The organism is Pantanalinema rosaneae CENA516, from assembly GCF_050753385.1.
GTDB lineage: Bacteria > Cyanobacteriota > Cyanobacteriia > Leptolyngbyales > Leptolyngbyaceae > Pantanalinema > Pantanalinema rosaneae.
In genome coordinates, this window is the sequence record NZ_JBLZFZ010000020.1 from 91532 (window position 1) to 109062 (window position 17531).

13 protein-coding genes are annotated in these 17531 nt (G+C 49.4%); 10 read left to right on the plus strand and 3 right to left on the minus strand.

Going from position 1 to position 17531, the window contains the following annotated elements; all coding sequences use genetic code 11:
• Positions 1 to 367 precede the first annotated feature (367 nt).
• From ACN4EK_RS13915 to ACN4EK_RS13940, 6 genes are all read left to right on the plus strand, one after another.
• On the plus strand, positions 368 to 1732 hold the full coding sequence (locus ACN4EK_RS13915) for a CmpA/NrtA family ABC transporter substrate-binding protein (RefSeq protein ID WP_431658538.1): 1365 nt from the start codon (positions 368 to 370) through the stop codon (positions 1730 to 1732).
• 45 nt (positions 1733 to 1777) lie between these two features.
• The gene (gene ntrB / locus ACN4EK_RS13920; protein WP_431658539.1) at positions 1778 to 2620 is read left to right on the plus strand and encodes a nitrate ABC transporter permease; all 843 of its coding nucleotides are present in this window, start codon (positions 1778 to 1780) and stop codon (positions 2618 to 2620) included.
• Between the two features lie 58 nt (positions 2621 to 2678).
• The gene (locus ACN4EK_RS13925) at positions 2679 to 4685 is read left to right on the plus strand and encodes an ABC transporter ATP-binding/substrate-binding protein (protein ID WP_431658540.1); all 2007 of its coding nucleotides are present in this window, start codon (positions 2679 to 2681) and stop codon (positions 4683 to 4685) included.
• Positions 4686 to 4867: 182 nt separating this feature from the next.
• Positions 4868 to 5704, plus strand: a complete 837-nt coding sequence (locus tag ACN4EK_RS13930) for a nitrate ABC transporter ATP-binding protein (protein ID WP_431658541.1) — start codon at positions 4868 to 4870, stop codon at positions 5702 to 5704.
• Between the two features lie 201 nt (positions 5705 to 5905).
• Positions 5906 to 7471: a glycosyltransferase family 39 protein gene (locus ACN4EK_RS13935; RefSeq protein WP_431658542.1), complete on the plus strand. Its 1566-nt coding sequence runs from the start codon at positions 5906 to 5908 to the stop codon at positions 7469 to 7471.
• A 409-nt stretch (positions 7472 to 7880) separates the two neighbouring features.
• Positions 7881 to 8555: a cadmium resistance transporter gene (locus ACN4EK_RS13940; RefSeq protein ID WP_431658543.1), complete on the plus strand. Its 675-nt coding sequence runs from the start codon at positions 7881 to 7883 to the stop codon at positions 8553 to 8555.
• Between the two features lie 122 nt (positions 8556 to 8677).
• Here the strand turns inward: ACN4EK_RS13940 and ACN4EK_RS13945 are convergent, their stop codons facing one another.
• Entirely contained in the window at positions 8678 to 10129 is a 1452-nt protein-coding gene (locus ACN4EK_RS13945; RefSeq protein WP_431658544.1) for a hypothetical protein, read from the minus strand.
• A gap of 34 nt (positions 10130 to 10163) precedes the next feature.
• Here ACN4EK_RS13945 and ACN4EK_RS13950 point away from each other — a divergent pair, with 34 nt between their 5' ends.
• Complete coding sequence (locus ACN4EK_RS13950) at positions 10164 to 11216, plus strand: WD40 repeat domain-containing protein (protein ID WP_431658545.1); 1053 nt, start codon at positions 10164 to 10166, stop codon at positions 11214 to 11216.
• On the opposite strand, the gene ACN4EK_RS13955 is transcribed toward ACN4EK_RS13950, so the two are convergent.
• Positions 11193 to 12641 carry a B12-binding domain-containing radical SAM protein gene (locus ACN4EK_RS13955; protein ID WP_431658546.1) on the minus strand — a complete coding sequence of 483 codons (1449 nt, stop codon included), beginning with the start codon at positions 12639 to 12641 and terminating at the stop codon, positions 11193 to 11195. The two genes, ACN4EK_RS13950 and ACN4EK_RS13955, sit on opposite strands and share 24 nt — an antisense overlap.
• Positions 12642 to 12756: 115 nt before the next feature.
• On the opposite strand from ACN4EK_RS13955, the gene ACN4EK_RS13960 reads away from it, so the two are divergent.
• The 3 genes from ACN4EK_RS13960 (at position 12757) to ACN4EK_RS13970 (ending at position 15162) form a co-directional block, all read left to right on the plus strand.
• Complete coding sequence (locus ACN4EK_RS13960) at positions 12757 to 14277, plus strand: phenylacetate--CoA ligase family protein (protein ID WP_431658547.1); 1521 nt, start codon at positions 12757 to 12759, stop codon at positions 14275 to 14277.
• Between the two features lie 352 nt (positions 14278 to 14629).
• Complete coding sequence (locus ACN4EK_RS13965) at positions 14630 to 14998, plus strand: J domain-containing protein (protein WP_431658548.1); 369 nt, start codon at positions 14630 to 14632, stop codon at positions 14996 to 14998.
• A complete protein-coding gene (locus ACN4EK_RS13970; protein WP_431658549.1) occupies positions 14995 to 15162 on the plus strand; it encodes a hypothetical protein in 168 nt (55 codons plus the stop codon). Before ACN4EK_RS13965 ends, ACN4EK_RS13970 begins: the two co-directional genes overlap by 4 nt.
• 7 nt (positions 15163 to 15169) lie before the next feature.
• Here ACN4EK_RS13970 and ACN4EK_RS13975 read toward each other — a convergent pair whose 3' ends face one another.
• Positions 15170 to 17359 (minus strand): tetratricopeptide repeat protein, encoded by a 2190-nt coding sequence (locus ACN4EK_RS13975; RefSeq protein WP_431658551.1) that lies wholly within the window; start codon positions 17357 to 17359, stop codon positions 15170 to 15172.
• Between the last annotated feature and the right edge of the window lie 172 nt (positions 17360 to 17531).

Sequence of the window (17531 nt, forward strand, 5' to 3'; positions counted from 1 at the left end):
GAAATGTCTAGTTCACCCCAGCTTCAGCGATACTAACCACCTCTATAGACTTTGATCTATGATGTATTGCCTCTAAACCGCCACACCTCAATATCTACTTATAGATGCTATTTAAGATCTATTTAATCTTTAGCGTTCAAAACCAACTTTTTAGGCGTGAAACCCGCTACACTAACTTACAAGTTAGCTGAATACCCCATTCAACTGACCTCATTGTTCGTCACTAAGACAAAAATGCTGTTGGTTTAAGTACCTGGTTGCAGGTTGCCGTTCAGTGTTCAGTCTTAAATAGGTTCGCTCAAAGTTTTTCGTCACATTCACCTATCCCATTCACCACTCCTCATGTCGGGGGAGTACAGGAGGTTTTATGTCAGAATTTTCTAGATTGTCTCGGCGTAAGTTTGTTACGACCGTAGGGGCTTCAGCAATCAGCGCTGTATTTCTCAAAGGTTGCTTAGGCAACCCACCCGATGAGGCTAGTACAGGACAACAAAGCCCGTCTGCGGCTCCCGCTGTCAATGTTGCCAGTGGTGAAACGCCCGAAGTCACAACCATTAAATTAGGATTTATTCCGATTGTTGAATCGGCTCCATTAATCATTGCCAAGGAAAAAGGCTTTTTTGCCAAATACGGCATGCCCAATGTCGAGATTTCCAAGCAAGCCAACTGGGCATCGGCGCGGGACAACGTGGTGATTGGCTCAGAAGGGGGTGGGATTGATGGCGGTCAGTGGCAAATGCCCATGCCCCACTTAATTAGTGAAGGCATCATTACCAATGGCAGAAAAATGCCGATGTATGTGCTGGCGCAATTAGTCACCCAGGGGAATGGCATTGCCATTTCAGGCAAAAATCAGGGCAAGGGCATTAACCTGAAAATTAGCAACCCGGACTACATCAAAGCCTTTGAAAAGACGGAAGGCAGAAAGTTTAAAGCGGCTCATACCTTCCCCAATGTGAACCAGGATTTTTGGATTCGCTATTGGTTTGCAGCGAGTGGAATCGACCCCGATCGCGATATTGATCTCCTGGCTGTGCCTTCCGCCGAAACCGTTCAAGGCATGCGGACAGGTAGTATGGATGCCTTCAGTACCGGCGACCCCTGGCCCTACCGGATTGTATCGGATGACATTGGCTTCATGGCGGCATTGACCGAGCAAATCTGGCAGTTCCACCCGGAAGAGTATCTGGCAATTCGTGCCGATTGGGTGGATAAGCATCCCAAAGCGACAAAAGCAATTCTGAAAGCGGTGATGGAAGCGCAACAATGGTGCGATCGCCCAGAGAACCGCCCAGAACTGATTAAGATTGTGGCAGGACGGAGTTACTTTAATGTGCCCGCCCAAGTCATCACACCGCCCTACGAAGGCAAGTATGCGATGGGCGATGGGCAACCGGAAGTCAACAACTTCAAGAGCAGTCCTTTGTACTGGAAGGATGATATTGGCAATGTGTCCTATCCCTATAAGAGCCACGATCTCTGGTTCCTGACGGAAACAATGCGCTGGAATTTCCATAATGGTGCGATTAAAGATTTTGATACGGCAAAACAGTTAATCGATCGCGTCAATCGGGAAGACCTCTGGCGGGAAGCGGCGAAAGAAGCGGGGATTGCGGCGGCAGATATCCCCAGTAACACCTCTCGCGGAGTTGAGAAATTCTTTGATGGCATTCAGTTTGACCCCGAGCAGCCGTCCGCTTACCTGGCAAGTTTACAGATCAAACGCGCTTAATTCCTTCATTCCCTCAGCACTTCTAAAACTTGGAGCACTTAACTCATGGTGGCAAACGCACAAACTCGGACACCTGGAACCAACTTTTCCGGATCATTGAAATCGTTTTGGCAGAAGAACGGCGACAATATTTTCTTACCCCTGTTGGGAGTCATTGGCTTTATCGCCATTTGGCAACTTATATCCATGTCCGGTATCACCAAACTACCCCCACCTAGTTCGATCATTACCGATAAAAACACCCGGACATTGTTGCTCTATCCGTTTATGGATCGGGGTGGGTTAGATAAAGGCTTATTCTGGCAAACCCTGGAAAGCCTCAAGCGGGTTGCCTTAGGTTATAGTCTGGCGGCGATCGTGGGCATTGGCTTAGGCATCCTGGTCGGGACGCAACCCAAAATTAACAAAGCGCTCGATCCCCTGTTCCAATTCCTGCGGATGATCGCCCCTCTGGCGTGGGTTCCCATTACCTTAATTGCCTTGCCAAACGTCCAAACCGCTGCCATCTTCGTAATTTTCATTACCGCGATCTGGCCGATCTTGATTAACACCACAGTCGGTGTGCAACAGATTCCTGATGATTACAAGAATGTGGCACGCGTGTTGCAAATCTCACCGCGCAAATACTTCTTCAAGATTCTGATTCCCTCTGCTTTACCTTATATCTTCACGGGATTACGGATTGCGATCGGTCTTGCCTGGTTGGCGATTATTGCGGCTGAAATTGTCATGTCGGGTGTGGTTGGCATTGGCTTCTTCATCTGGGATGCTTACCAACAAAACTATGTGAGTGAAGTGATTCTAGCCGTGATTTACATCGGCGGTGTGGGCTTAATCCTCGATCGCTTTGTCGCCTGGATTCAACGCCAGATCTTGCCTCAAAGCTAAGCATTAATCTCACCTCATTTCCTGGCTCTGTTCATTATTCACTCATCCCATCACAGCCATGACTGCATTTGTAGCGGTAGACAATATCGATAAGGTGTTTTCCCTGTCCAACGGGGGTTCCTATCTGGCCCTCAAAGGCATTGGTTTAGAGATTCAAAAAGGAGAATTCATTTCCTTAATTGGGCACTCTGGTTGTGGTAAGTCCACCTTACTCAACATGATTGCTGGGTTGGATATGCCCTCTGAAGGAGTCGTATTACTGGATGGCAACACGATCCAACGTCCCGGGCCCGACAAGATGGTGGTATTCCAAAACTATTCCCTGCTGCCCTGGCTGACGGTACGAGAAAATATTGCTCTCGCCGTTGACGAAGTGTTAGCACACTTAGCCCCAAACGAACGGCAACAGATTGTCGAACAACACATTAAAATGGTGGGCTTACAGCCCCATGCCGAGAAGCCACCGGGGATGTTATCCGGCGGTCAGAAGCAACGGGTAGCGATCGCGCGAGCCCTAGCCATTCGTCCCAAGCTGTTACTGCTGGATGAACCGTTTGGCGCGTTGGATGCCTTAACTCGTGGCAATCTGCAAGAACAACTGATGCAGATTTGCGAAGAAAATCAAGTTACCGCCGTGATGGTGACGCATGATGTCGATGAAGCTGTCCTCCTCAGCGATCGCATTGTCATGCTGACTAACGGCCCTGGGTCACAAATTGGCGGCATTCTAGAAGTAGATATTCCCCGTCCCCGCAAACGCATGGAAGTGGTGAAACACCCCAGTTATTACAGCTTGCGGAGTGAAATTATCTACTTCCTCAATCAGCAAAAGCGGATCAAAAAACTTCGGGCGAAAAAGACGGCGGTGGTTGCCCGTCATGGCTTGGAGAAGGTGAATCTGGACATCGGCTTTGTCCCACTTACCGCCTGTGCGCCCGTGGCGATCGCCAAAGAAAAAGGCTTCTTTGCCAAACATGGCTTAGATGAAGTGAACCTGGTGCGGGAAGCCAGTTGGCGGGGGATTGTCGATGGCATTGCCGGTGGTTATCTTGATGCAGCGCAAATGCCATCAGGGATGCCGGTCTGGCTGACCTTAGGCGGACACAATAATACCCCCCTCCCGACCGTCACCAGCCTGACCATGACCCGCAACGGTAATGCGATCACCCTGGCACATAAATTCTATGAGCAAGGAGTGGTCAGTGCAACGGACTTCAAGCGCATGTTGCTGGAGTCTACCGAGCAACGGCATACTCTGGGCATGGTGCATCCCTCTTCTATGCACAACCTGTTATTGCGCTACTGGTTAGCGGCTGGGGGCATTGATCCCGATCGGGATGTGCAACTGAAAACCATTCCTCCGGCTCAGATGGTGGCAGATCTGCGATCGGGCACGATCGATGGCTATTGCGTCGGGGAACCCTGGAACCTGCGAGCGGCGATGGAAGGAGTCGGCTTCACGGTTGCTACTGATTTGGAAATCTGGCAGGGACACCCTGGGAAAGTGTTAGGAGTTCGGGAAGATTGGGCGGCGGCCTATCCCAATACCCATATTGCTCTGGTAAAAGCCCTGCTGGAAGCCTGCCACTATTGCGCCGATCCTGCCAATGCCGAGGAAATTCGCCGAATCGTGGCGGGACGCGATTATGTCAGCACCAGTATGGACTATGTGCATCTCGGTGATCCCAATGCCTTTACCTGCGATCTCGCTCAACCAATGCGGGAGTATGCCCACCATGCGTTCTATGGCGAAGGCATGAACCGTCCCAGCCGCACTGAGACTCTGTGGACGATGACCCAATTGGCTCGTTGGGGGGATACGCCCTTCCCTCGTAACTGGATGGAGATTCTAGAGCGCACCTGTCGAGTCAGTGTCTTTAGCATTGCCGCGCGGGAATTAGGACTACTGGATAGTTCCTACAGCCGGGGCCCAATCCGATTCTTTGACGGCACCGTGTTCAAGTCCGACGATGACCCGATCGCTTACCTGAACAGCCTCGAAATCAAACGGGATTTCAGTGTGGCGGAAGTGATCATTGATAGCCGTTCCCCTCGTGTTGCCTGATATCACTGCTACCGGGATTGCCGATCGTCACCAGCCATCGGCAATCTCTTTTCCAGTCCCTGATTCATCACCCCCCTGAAATCATCATGACACCACCCCTTGATGTGCCAGCTTCCACCCAGAAATCTCATCCTATAACTGCTATACCTGACCAAATCCATCAACCTCATTTGTCGTTCCCTATGCCATCTCTTACAACTACTTTAAAGCCTCAGGTTAAACCAACATCTGATCAGTTTCTTGTCATCAAAGAACTCTCCAAAGTTTATCCCACTGCGAAAGGTAATTTTGTTGTCCTGGATGGAGTCAATTTAACTATCGCTGAAGGTGAATTCATTTGTTTAATTGGTCACTCAGGCTGTGGCAAATCCACCCTGTTGAATATGGTTTCGGGCTTCAACCAACCCACTACTGGAAGCGTCACCCTGAACGGCAAACCGATTCAAGGCCCTGGGCCCGATCGCATGATGGTATTCCAAAACTATGCCCTCCTCCCCTGGTTAACGGTGTTTGAAAATGTCTACCTGGCAGTCGATTCTGTTTATCCCAATAAATCCGTCGCTGAGAAGCGGGAAATTGTCCGGGAACACCTGGCAATGGTGGGGCTAAGTGAAGCAGCCGAGAAACAACCCACCCAGATTTCCGGGGGGATGAAACAACGGGTCGCGATCGCGCGGGCTTTATCGATTCGTCCGGAATTGCTGATTTTAGATGAACCGTTTGGGGCGTTGGATGCGATCACCAAAGAAGAACTACAAGAAGAATTGCTGAAAATCTGGCAGGATCACCGTTGCACCGTGTTGATGATTACCCACGACATTGATGAAGCCCTATTTTTAGCCGATCGTCTGGTGATGATGACCAATGGGCCGGCTGCCAAAATTGGGGAAATCATGACGATTCCCTTCCCGCGTCCCCGCGATCGCACCCGGATTATGGAAGACCCGGAGTATTACGAATTACGGAACTATGCCCTCGACTTCCTCTACAACCGCTTTGCCCACGATGATGATGCGTGATTTAGAGTGACGACTAAATTGCGCGGCGGGCTTAGTGCGAGTCGGCATAGCTCCGGCGATCAGCAAACCTGGAGCAATTCTAGGGTAATCTCCAGGTTTGCGGTTGCCGGATGTTTGTATCGTTAAGTGCTTTACCCGAGTGATCAAAATGCTGTAAGCTCTGGGCGGTGATCTGTGCAACGTCTGGACAGCAACAAAACTATGGAACGGATCGAGGGAGCAACCTGGAAAATTCTCCCGCAATGGTGGCGCTATGTGGTGATTGGGTTGCTGGTACTCGGCATCTTGTTCCGCTTCTATCACCTCGATCGCAAGCTGTATTGGCTGGATGAAACCCACACCTCCCTACGAGTGCTGGGCTATACCAAAACGGAAGTCGTTGACACGCTATTTACTGGCAAGGTGATCACGGCTGCCGATCTACAACAATTTCAGCGTCCTGATCCTGATCGCGGCTGGGATGATACCGTAACCGCCTTACAAGGCAATGCCGAACACTCCCCCCTATATTTTTTGATGGCGCGGCAATGGGTGAACTGGTTTGGTTACTCGATCGCTACCATGCGGAGTTTACCCGCTCTCATTAGTCTGTTAATCTTTCCCAGTCTCTTCTGGTTGTGTCAAGAATTGTTTACAGCACCAGCCGTTGCCTGGTTGGCGATCGCGTTAGTTGCCATTGCCCCGCTCCAGGTCTTGTATGCCCAGGAAGCCCGACCCTATAGCTTAGGGGTAGTCATGACTCTACTCTCCAGTGCGGTGTTGTTATGGGCAAGGCGTACCAAAACACAAGTCAGTTGGTTCACCTATGCCATTACGATCGCCACAGGATTGTATACCCAATTATTATTCATTCTGGTGGCGATCGCCCACGCTATTTATATTGCCGTTATAGAAAATTTTCGTCCCAATAAAACTCTCTTCAGCTACACTCTAGCCACCAGTTTGGGAGTGCTAGCGTTTATGCCCTGGTTACAAATTCTATTGCGGGATTGGCAACAGGTACAAACCATTACTATTTCTCTTAAAGAATATCTTGCCCCGATCCGATTGATAGAACGATGGGGACTCAATTTGAGCCAGGGGTTACTTGGTCAACCCTTGGACTATGCCAGTTTAATTCCGATCGCATTGGCAGGTTATGCTTTTTATTACCTGTACCGTCGTACCTCCCGCTCAGTCTGGTTATTGCCCTTCGCGATCGCAGGTGTGGGATTCTTCGGGTTAGCCGTTCCAGATCTGATTGCCGGTGGTCAGCGATCGATCCGAATTCGTTACCTGCTACCGTCCTTTATTTGCCTGCAAATTGCTCTGGCATATCTATTTGCCACTCAAGCGATCTGGGTCAAAACCGGGCAACAAAAATTTTGGCGCGTGGTGTTGATCATGCTGATCACGGTGAATGTGATTGCCTGCTCCATCAGTTCTCAGGCGATCGTCTGGTGGAATAAACAACCCTCTCGCTGTGGCTACTATCCCATTGCTGCTCAGGTAATCAACGCCAGTCACAACCCGTTGGTGATCAGTAATGGACCGGCGGTAGATCTCGTCGCGTTTAGCTACTGGTTACAGCCGAGGATTGCTTTACAACTGGTCAGCGATCCGGCTCGGTTCCAAGTCGCACCGGGATTTAACACCATCTTACTGTTTAACTCCAACCGCCGCCTGCGCCAAGCCCTGATCGATCAGGGCTATGAGTTAACTCTAGTTGAAAAGGAACTCGGCTCCGAGGATCTAGATATGCCGCTCTGGTCTGTCAGACGAGCCTAAACATCGTGATGTAATTCCTATTTCTAAGCATCTTTACTCAAGTTAAGACGGCGCTCCATTAGCTTAATGTGCAAAGGTTAAGTGGTTACTTTCAATCAGTGAACTGTAACCGATAAGCCACTTTATAACATTAGAGAGTGTGACACAGCGCACACAATATAACTTTGCGGAATTCACTCTAAATTTAGTCATCCTGCTTTCATTACTTTAATTGATTGAAACGACAAAAAAGACTATTTGCTCTTATACAGAAGAACCCATAGTCTTTGACTATGGCATTGTCGAGAAATTTATATCCAGCCCACCTGAGATACAACATTGCCTCTCTTAACCCTCTCTAATCAAGCGATCGCGGTAGAGCAAGAGGGCAGGAATCTTATCCATGAATTTTGAGTATTAAGGAACAACTATGAACTCGTTAGAAGGAACCTTGATGACCGGGGCAGCGGTGGCTTTTGCGACCACCTTTGACGACAACATATATCTGACCGTTTTCTTTGGTAAGGTGAACCGAACTTTCCGTCCTCGTCATGTGGTTATCGGAGAATATATAGGATTCACAGCGTTAATAACTGTCAGTTTAGTTGGTTTTTTGGGGCGGTTGATGATTCCAGAGGTCTGGATCGGGCTACTAGGGTTGTTGCCAGTCACGATTGGCATTAGTCAACTTATGAATCGAGGAAATGATAGTGATACTGTCCAGACCGTCTCCAGTAACCTGAAAGCCACACCGGAAAAACCACGTAGATCAAGGAAGTCTATTTGGGCAACCCTGCGCGATCCCCAAACTTACCGAGTTTCTGCTGTCACCATCGCCAATGGCGGCAACAATATTGGGATTTATGTGCCTTTGTTTGCCGCCAGCACCCTTCCCACTTTGGGCGTTATTGTAAGCATCTGTTATGCCACGATCGGACTGTGGTGTTTTCTGTCCTATCACCTGACTCGTCAGCCAGCGATCGCCTTTGTCATCGCTCGTTATGCGCGTAAGGTCTTCCCATTTATTTTAATTTGGTTAGGACTCCGAATTGTGATTGGCAATGGCTCCCATCAACTTCTACTTTCCTTCTTGTTCCCTAATTAAAATCGTGGATGCAATCAAATATTACACCGCCACTTCATCTCTGATCATAACTAATTGAATTGGCGCATTTGTGGCTCTGCTTCTGAACTATACTTAGATCAAGTTTAATCGGTCAGACAGGTCTAAGCGGCTGAGGTTGGAGTTTGGGAAACGGATTTCAATCGTCGTGGCTGTAACCAAAATTTCCCCAGCACTAGCACTAATACAGGTAATCCGATCGTTACTAAGCTTCTGAGTAAGGAATTGCCTTGAAACAAGTATTGCATACTACTGGATAACCCAAATATCAATGCCGTCATCCCAAATAATGGTGCTCTGGGTTGGAGGGCAGCAAACGTAATCACGATCGAGGCATACCAGGGCATCAACCAGGAGGTGGCAAACAGAAATAGTACCAGCGTCACCCAACCCATATCGGCAATCAAATTGAGGGAGAGATAATTGGGTTTGCGCCAAATCCGCATGAGTATCGCCAGATAAAACAGACCAAACGCGATCGTCAGACCTTGGACTAACTGGGCTAACCAGGCTTTTTGTTGCGCTAATGATAGCGGTAGTAATGACAAGCGGCGCAATTCATTCATGCTGGACATGACCAACGCCGGAATCGAGGAAAGATATTGTCCTACCACCCCCGGATTCAGCAAACTTTTCCAGGCAGATACCTCTGGTAAAATCTTCCAACTTAAGAGGAGCACTAGCACTAATGAAACTAAACCAGATTGGAGAAGTGCTTTCCAGTAGCGTTTGCGGCAGAGAAATATCATCACCAACGGCATCCAGACGATCGGTAGAGTTTTAGACAGAAAGCCACCCCATAACGCAATCACGGCGGCGGTGTACCACTTCCGGGTTAAACTACCGACCAGCAAAATCAAACTGGTGGATACCAGCACATCAATATGGGCACCGGCGACCTGTTCCATTAACAACAAAGGATTCAGCAAGTAAGCCAGCGTCACTTTCCCCCGTTCCGGTACAATTAACTGTTTCCAGATTAAATAACCATTCAGGATATGCAGTCCCAGGCAAAACCCTTTGTAGACATAAACCGCCAGGATGGGGCTAATGGAGACAAATAGTGCCGATGCTGTAAATAATAGTTGGGAGAGTGGGCCATAGGTGGACGTTTGCCCCCAATCGACGAATTGAAACAGTTCTGAGGCATAGCTGCCCATTGGGGTTAAGAAAGGATTGCCGCCCCGCAGATTCATTAACCCCGAATGCAGATAAATATAGACATCGTTCCCCAGGGGATAGGCAATGAAGGCTAGGAGCAGAAAGATCCACGATCGCCGCAGTACCGTTTTGAAGTCAGTCACCGCATCCTGGGGCTGGCGACTCAATACCCAAATCAGATACAAGCCATATAACAGGACATAACTGAGACTAATGCCTAAATGGCTACCCCAATTGGGAAAGGTGGCAAATTTCTGCCCCCCTGCCAGGATGTAATCAAACTTCTCTAATCCTAAACGAGTCAGCATTACACTCAGATAAATGGCAACCAACAATGCCAAGTTCGCCAGTCCTCGATGGTTTTGCATAGATAGTCGTTCAGAATCTTTTCCCATTTAAGCCTGTGCTTGCTTAAATGAACAATGAGAAGTGACCAATCCCCCATACCCGATTGTGCGTAAACGATTGCTGCGACTAATGCTAGGCATCACATTGGTTCTGTGTCTGATTGGCACCTGGATCGTGTGGCAGACTGGCAAGATCAGCCTAGAATCACCGACTTGCCTCACAACCGATCAGACCAACTCCATTTGTTATCGGTTACGCATCCTATCGACCCAGTCAACCACCGCGATCGCCACTCATCCGACTGGCTCAATCTTGGCGAGTAATTTTCGTGAGCGGATTCAACTCTGGGATTTACAGACAGGTAAATTACTGCGATCGCTCTATGGTCATCACGGTTGGATTACCGCCCTGGCGATTAGTGCCGATGGCAAGATGTTGGCAAGTGCCAGTTTGGATAGCACCATTCGCCTGTGGGATGTCCCCACGGGGACGTTATTAGGCACACTCAACGCGGGCAGAATGACCCATTTAGCCTTCAGTCCAGATGGGAAACAGTTGGCGAGCAGTAATCAGACCAGCCAGTGGGCAGATCAAAAGACCAGTGCCGCCGGAGTGGTGCTCTGGGATGTCACAACCCAACAACTGCGCCAGCAGATTTCCCGTCAACCCACAACCGCGATCGCCTTTAGTCCCGATAGCCAATTACTGGCAATCAGTCATCCAACGGTGGAAGTCTGGTCACTGGGAACGCAACAAATGCTCTACAGCCTTAATTTACCCAAAACACTGGCATTGGGATTCACACCCGATGGGCGCTGGTTAGTGACGGGTGGCGACACGATCAACACCTGGAATGCCAACACGGGGCAACCCATCTACACACGCTTGTCTCCGGCGGCTGAAGTTGCCCTTAGTCCCAATGGCTCTTTGTTAGCGACGGTTGAGGGGAGTATTGTGCATTTGTGGCAGGTGCGATTACCCCGATATTTAGGCGATTTACGGGGGTCAAACTACAGCCGAATTTTGGTTAACTTCGGGTTATTTGGTCGAGCGATCGTGATTGCGGGCAGTGACGGCATTCGCCTCTGGCAACAACAATCACAACACCAGTCAACGATCGGAGGTAGACACTGATAACACCTCTGGTTGAGAGGAGAGAATTGGCTCCGATCCAGGGGATGGAGTGGATTCAAACCCATGATGACCAAAGCTGGTTAACACACTTTCCAAGCTTGGGAGTAGGTGATTGACTTGCTTGAATCGAATCAGTAGATCCCAGATCGGTTCTGCCTTTTTCCAGGCTCCCGTATAGGCAAGATGCCGCAGGCGATCGGCAAGGCTATCTTTTGTCCAGGCTCCCCGGAAAATGGCACTCCAGCGATAAAACTCTCGGTACGATCGCCAATAGCCCTCCTCCAACACCTCTGCACTCATTTGGATTGGACGATAGATGGCATGGCGAGTATCATACAAATCCCAATTGTCACTGGTCATCCGTCCCTGTGCCATCATGCGATCGTAGAGCAGTGTCCCCGGATAGGGCGTGAGAATATGGAAAGTCGCCGTTTCTATGCCCTGAGTCACCGCCCATTCCACGGTGCGATCGAACACGGTAGCATCATCACTGTCCATGCCATAGACAAAGCTACCATTCACCATCACCCCACAATCACGTAAGCGTTGAATTGCCGCGTTATAGTCCCGATTCAAATTATGGTATTTGTGTTGTTCTCGTAGATTATGGGGATTCAGCGTCTCAAACCCGACAAATAAACTGCGTAATCCCGCCGCCACCGCTTTTTCTAATAATCCCGGTTGCAAAATCGATTGTACGGTTGCCGCCGCTTGCCAGACCCGCCCCATCCCTTTCATGCCCTCAAACAATTCGCTGGCAAAGGTGGCATGACCAAACAAATGATCGTCCAAAAAATACAGATGTTTACCCGGTAAGCGATCGATTTCGGCTAAGGCATCGTCCACAGGTTGGGTATAGAATGATTTGCCGCCCTTGTAGAACGCATCTTTATAACAGAAGTCGCAATGATGGGGACAGCCTCTAGAGACGACGATCGAGTTGGGAACGAGATAGTTATAGCGTTTGATCAAATCCCGCCGCATCGGGGGCACTCCCACCAGCGATCGAATTTTGGATTGATACATTGGTTGGGGAGATCCCGATCGGAAGTCTTGCAAAAACTGCGGCCAGGTATCCTCGGCAGGACCCAAAAAGATCGTATCCGCATGGGCAGCCGCTTCCCGAGGTAATGCCGTCACATGCAACCCACCCAGCACCACATACGCCCCTTTTTGGCGATAATGATCGGCTAATTTGTAGGCACGATAGGCAGAGGTAATGTAAACCTGAATCACGACTAAATCCGGTTGATCATTGAGATTTAGCACTTCCACATGCTCATCTTGCAGATCAATTTCGTCGTCTGGGGCGAAATAGCCCGCGATCGTGGCTAATCCTAACGGAGGAAACAAATGATACTTAATCGGTCGCCAAAACGGACTGAGAGCCTCGGTCAAAGCGGGCAAAATCATCTTGACTTTCATCTGCCTTTACCCAGAAAGTTCCCTGGAGCTACACCCCCAGCACAAATGATTCCCGAACCTCTACAGTTATTTTTTGTGTAAAATTTGAAACATCAGGAAATATTACCCATCTTCCATGCTCACCAATCGTCCCCAGCAAACGATCGCGGCTCTGCAAACCTTCCTCAGCACCTCACTCGATCAACTCCTGAGTGAAACCACGATCGCCCAAGCCGAAACGAACGTCTTGAATCTGTTTCATCGGGTGGCGAGCAGTGTGCCAGCGTATCAAGCCTGGTTGCAAGCACAGGGGATTGATCCGGCAGGAATTCAGACGATCGCGGATTTCCAGCAATTACCGCTATTAACGAAACAGAACTATCTGCAACGGTATAGCCTGTCAGAACTATGTCGGCATGGGCAATTAGAAACATGTGATATGGTCGCCGTGTCATCCGGTTCGACCGGACAACCGACCTTCTGGCTGCGATCGCTGACCGATGAATTTCAGATTGCCACTCGATTTGAACAAATTTTTTATGATAGTTTTCGAGCCGATACTCACCGGACATTAGCAGTAATTTGTTTTGCCCTGGGAACCTGGGTCGGTGGTATGTATACCGCCAACTGTTGTCGGCATCTCGCCAGCAAAGGCTATCCCATCACCGTTGTCACTCCAGGGAACAATAAAACTGAAATCTTTCGAGTCATTCAGGCGTTAGGAAGTAGCTTCGATCAAGTCGTATTATTAGGCTATCCACCTTTTCTCAAGGATGTCATCGATCAAGGCATTACTGAAGGTATTAACTGGTCACAATATCAGATCAAATTAGTCATGGCGGGAGAAGTGTTCAGTGAGGAATGGCGATCGTTGCTGGGCAAGCGGTTAAGCTCAAACCAACCCTGCGATGATTCTGCCTCGTTATATGGCACCGCCGATGCTGGAGTGTTAGGCAACGAAACGCCCTTAAGTATCTGTATCCGCCGTTGGTTCGCCGATCGTCCTGATGTAGCAAGAGAGTTATTTGGGGAATCGCGGTTGCCGACATTGGCGCAATATGATCCCTGTAGTCGGTTCTTTGAAGTGCAAGACGGTACGCTATTATTTTCTGGAGATAACGGTATTCCCTTAGTGCGGTATCACATCTCCGATCAAGGTGGGATCATTCCCTATACTGAGATGATGCAGTTTTGCCGCGATCGTGGCTTTGATCCCATCCAAACCCTACACGCCTTTAGCAATCAAACCCAGGAAATCCGAGGCATTCGACCATTACCGTTTGTTTATGTGTTTGGTCGATCGCATTTCACGCTCTCCTATTTTGGAGCCAATATTTACCCGGAAAATGTCACGGTTGGGTTAGAACAAGCTCCTATTTGCGAATGGGTTACAGGTAAATTTGTCATGCAGGTACAGGAAGATGGCGATCGTAATCCCTATTTAGCGATCGTTGTAGAACTGGCTCCTGGGGTGAGTGATAGTGATGATAAACAATCAACCATTGCCACATCAATTCACCATCATCTTTGTCGCCTAAATAGTGAATTTGCCAATTACGTTCCTGTACCCAAGCAAATGCCCCAAATCACGCTCAGACCAACGGGCGATCCAGAATACTTCCCGATCGGGGTCAAGCATCGTTACACACGCCAGTAAAGCGATCGCCCCATTACTTTCCATCTATCTTGCGGCTTTCGAGTCTCATTCGCTAGTTCAGGTCAAGAAACCTTGTAAATCTGTCGTGGAGATGGATTGCTGAAGACCAGGTTCTGCCACATGGGTGACGAAATACTACAGATTTATTTGCTAAGCTTTACAGCAGTTAACCAATAGTTAATTAAACTCCGTACTGAAGCCCCTCAGTACCCTGGTAGAGGATCGTAAATGTCCTTTAGCAGGCAATTTTTCGACTATACATTCATGCCAACTTCTAAATCCTTCTAAACCTAGAGGGATAAACTTGGTATAAAAAAATACTTGTAATTCCACCAACAGGGGAATACTACTGATGAATTTATCGCCTGACATGGATGATTTTAATCGCTGCTGTCGCACCTTGCAGGTCAGCCCCAGAGCTTCCCTAGAGGAGATCAAGGCTGCCTATCGGCAATTGGCTCGGCTTTATCATCCCGACTTAAATCCACACAATCACAATGCTGAAGAGTTTTTGAAGGAAATCAATATTGCCTACGAAACCCTCTGTTGCTATCTGGCTACCTCGTCTGCTCAACGGCGCGGTGTCGTGTCAGCGAAATCCTCGACTGGCAAACAGATGGCAGACGATCGCGGCGATCGTGCCGCTCAAAACACGGTCTACAGCGTCTTTGTGGATGCCTTACTTGGAAACTCTGGACAACGATTGGATTGGGGACAATGAACGAGACACCTTGTGAATTAGAACTGGTTGAAGCGTTATTTAGAACGATCGCTTACGCCTTAGAAGATCTGTATTGCAAGCAAAGAATTTCGGCAGAAGAATATGAACTCTTGATTGATTCCGTCTGGTCAACTCTAGGGTATGGGACTAAATTACCTGATTGACTCCTGATTAATCTCGCAAAATATTGGGAATATCGGGTACGACTGGATCTGGTAAGGTGGGTTGAACAGTACCAGATTGGGTGGGTGATGGATTGCCAGATTGCCCCTGAGTTGCCCGCACCTTGGCGGCTTGCAATCGTTGCTGAGTCTGACTCTTACCGACCTGGGCAATGTCATTGCTCGGATTAACCTTTAACGCCGCATTAAACATCGTCAGGGCTTCATCTAAGCGATTGGTGTTCAGCAACACTGACCCTTGTTGAGCGATCGCATTGGCATCATTACCATTCAGGCTACTAGCTTGGGTAAAGGCAATCAGCGCTTCGTCATAGCGCTTTAAGGTCTTCAAGACCTCGCCTTTGGCATACCAGGCATTAAACAGATTCGTATTTAAACTCAGCGCTCGATCGAAGGCAGTTAACGCGTCGGGATATTGACCCGCCTGTTTTAGGGAGTTACCGGCTGCTAACCAAAGACGGGGATTTCTTGGCTCCAGTTTCGCCGCCTTATTATATGCCGCTGCCGCATCCTTGGGCTGATTCATGGAGGTGAGGACAATTCCCTGGTTATACAACGCTGCCACCGATTGGGGATTCCGTAAGGTGGCGTACTGCGCGGAATACAATGCCTCGGGATAACGGCGTAATTGCCAGAGTGCCACGCTGCGATTTAACCAGATATCTGACGCGATCGCGGGATCGCCTAACGTCGTCTCCCCCTGGAGTGCCTGATCATAGGCTTTGACAGCCGCCTCATAATTACCCTGACTGTTGAGAATTCTGCCTTTGTTATACCAGGCTTGGGCATAGTGGGGATGCAGTTGTAACGCCCGATCGACCGCCGCGATCGCCGCCCCATACTGCTGCATACTCCACAGGATCACTCCCCGGTTATTCCAGGTATCGATATCATTGGGGTTAAGGGCAATGGCTCGATCGAGGGAAGATAACCCTTCCTCCGGTTTGCCCTGTCCTGCTAGTGCCACCCCCCGTTGATTCCAAGCCATGGTCGGACTAGCGACTACATCCCAGCCGGTATTCGTTTGTAGTGCTTGATCGCAGGCGGCGAGCGCCTCTGTATGTTGCCCTAATTTATTCAATGCGGCACAGCGATTGACTAAAGCAGGCACATAGTTTGGCACTAATTTCAATGCCCAATTAAAGGAGGTTAGCGCTTCCGCCTGACGGTTTAAGCTGGCTAACGTCACCCCTTGCTTCGTCCAGGCTGGGGCATCGGTGGGATTTTGGGCGATCGCCTGGTTATAAGCATTCAAGGACGCTTGATATTGCTGCGTCCGTACCGTCGTCGTGCATTGAGTCGTGACATCCGGCGTATTCAAGGAATTTAGTGGCGCACGATCGCACTCCACAACCGCATTCGAGTAGCTGCCCAGCCGACTTTGGGCAATCCCCTGGTAATACAATGCGGTGGCAGAGCTACTATCGCCCCAATTCTGGTTCATCTGAATTGCCTGGGTGCAATCAGACAACGCCTGCTGGTTTTGTCCCAACTCCAGTTGAATGCTACAGCGTTCGGTCATTGCCTGCGAATAACTACCCTGAAGCTGGACTGCCGTATTCAACGCCGCGATCGCGTCCGTAAATTGGCGTTGTTGTTTATAAATCACCCCTTTCTGGAACCAGGCGATCGCCGGAGAACCTTCCTGCCAGTTGCGATCCAATTGTATCGCTTGGTCACAGGCGGCGATCGCCGTAGCCCCCTGGTTGATTTGGGCTAAGGCAGCACACTTAATCCACAACCCCTCCGAAGATTCCCGTCGTAACTTTAACGCCAGATCAACGGATGCCACTGCCTCCGGAGCCTTCCCGGACTTCAACAAAATTTGACTCCGCAGTAACCATAACGCCGGATCACCTCGGTTAATTTTGATCGCTTCATCACAGGCCGTTAACGCCTCATCATATTTTTTCTGCTGATACTGCATCCGGCATAAATTCGTCCAATACTCCAACGAATTCTGGTCTTCCCGCGATCGCCGTTTCTTGCCAAAAAACAAGAATTTCGCCAGTTTGACCGATCGATCCTGGAATTGTTCGGAGTTAGCAGCCCTAGCCGTAGTCGCCGCCACTCCAGGTAAGAGGGGCATGAACACTGGCCATAATAACCCAGCGATCAATAGGCTGAAGGTCAAGCCGTGAGGACGAATTACCAAGCGTCGCAGTCGTTTGTTGTCCATAGAATTGATCGTCTGGGTGATCCGCTTAGTTAAAGCGGGGTGGTGCTTCTACCGGAACCGGATCGCCTTCCGTCGGGATCGTAGGTTGGGTCGGTAGTGGGGGAGCCGTCGGCGTCGTCGAACTGTCCGGGGCTTGCGAGGGCGGTGGGGGAGCTGTCTCTTATACACATCT

Bases quoted from the DNA above. Each gene is read 5' to 3' on its own strand.
- ACN4EK_RS13915 (WP_431658538.1), top strand. From the start codon at position 368: ATGTCAGAATTTTCTAGATTGTCTCGGCGTAAGTTTGTTACGACCGTA.
- ntrB (WP_431658539.1), top strand. From the start codon at position 1,778: ATGGTGGCAAACGCACAAACTCGGACACCTGGAACCAACTTTTCCGGA.
- ACN4EK_RS13925 (WP_431658540.1), top strand. From the start codon at position 2,679: ATGACTGCATTTGTAGCGGTAGACAATATCGATAAGGTGTTTTCCCTG.
- ACN4EK_RS13930 (WP_431658541.1), top strand. From the start codon at position 4,868: ATGCCATCTCTTACAACTACTTTAAAGCCTCAGGTTAAACCAACATCT.
- ACN4EK_RS13935 (WP_431658542.1), top strand. From the start codon at position 5,906: ATGGAACGGATCGAGGGAGCAACCTGGAAAATTCTCCCGCAATGGTGG.
- ACN4EK_RS13940 (WP_431658543.1), top strand. From the start codon at position 7,881: ATGAACTCGTTAGAAGGAACCTTGATGACCGGGGCAGCGGTGGCTTTT.
- ACN4EK_RS13945 (WP_431658544.1), bottom strand. From the start codon at position 10,129: ATGGGAAAAGATTCTGAACGACTATCTATGCAAAACCATCGAGGACTG.
- ACN4EK_RS13955 (WP_431658546.1), bottom strand. From the start codon at position 12,641: ATGAAAGTCAAGATGATTTTGCCCGCTTTGACCGAGGCTCTCAGTCCG.
- ACN4EK_RS13960 (WP_431658547.1), top strand. From the start codon at position 12,757: ATGCTCACCAATCGTCCCCAGCAAACGATCGCGGCTCTGCAAACCTTC.
- ACN4EK_RS13965 (WP_431658548.1), top strand. From the start codon at position 14,630: ATGAATTTATCGCCTGACATGGATGATTTTAATCGCTGCTGTCGCACC.
- ACN4EK_RS13970 (WP_431658549.1), top strand. From the start codon at position 14,995: ATGAACGAGACACCTTGTGAATTAGAACTGGTTGAAGCGTTATTTAGA.
- ACN4EK_RS13975 (WP_431658551.1), bottom strand. From the start codon at position 17,359: ATGGACAACAAACGACTGCGACGCTTGGTAATTCGTCCTCACGGCTTG.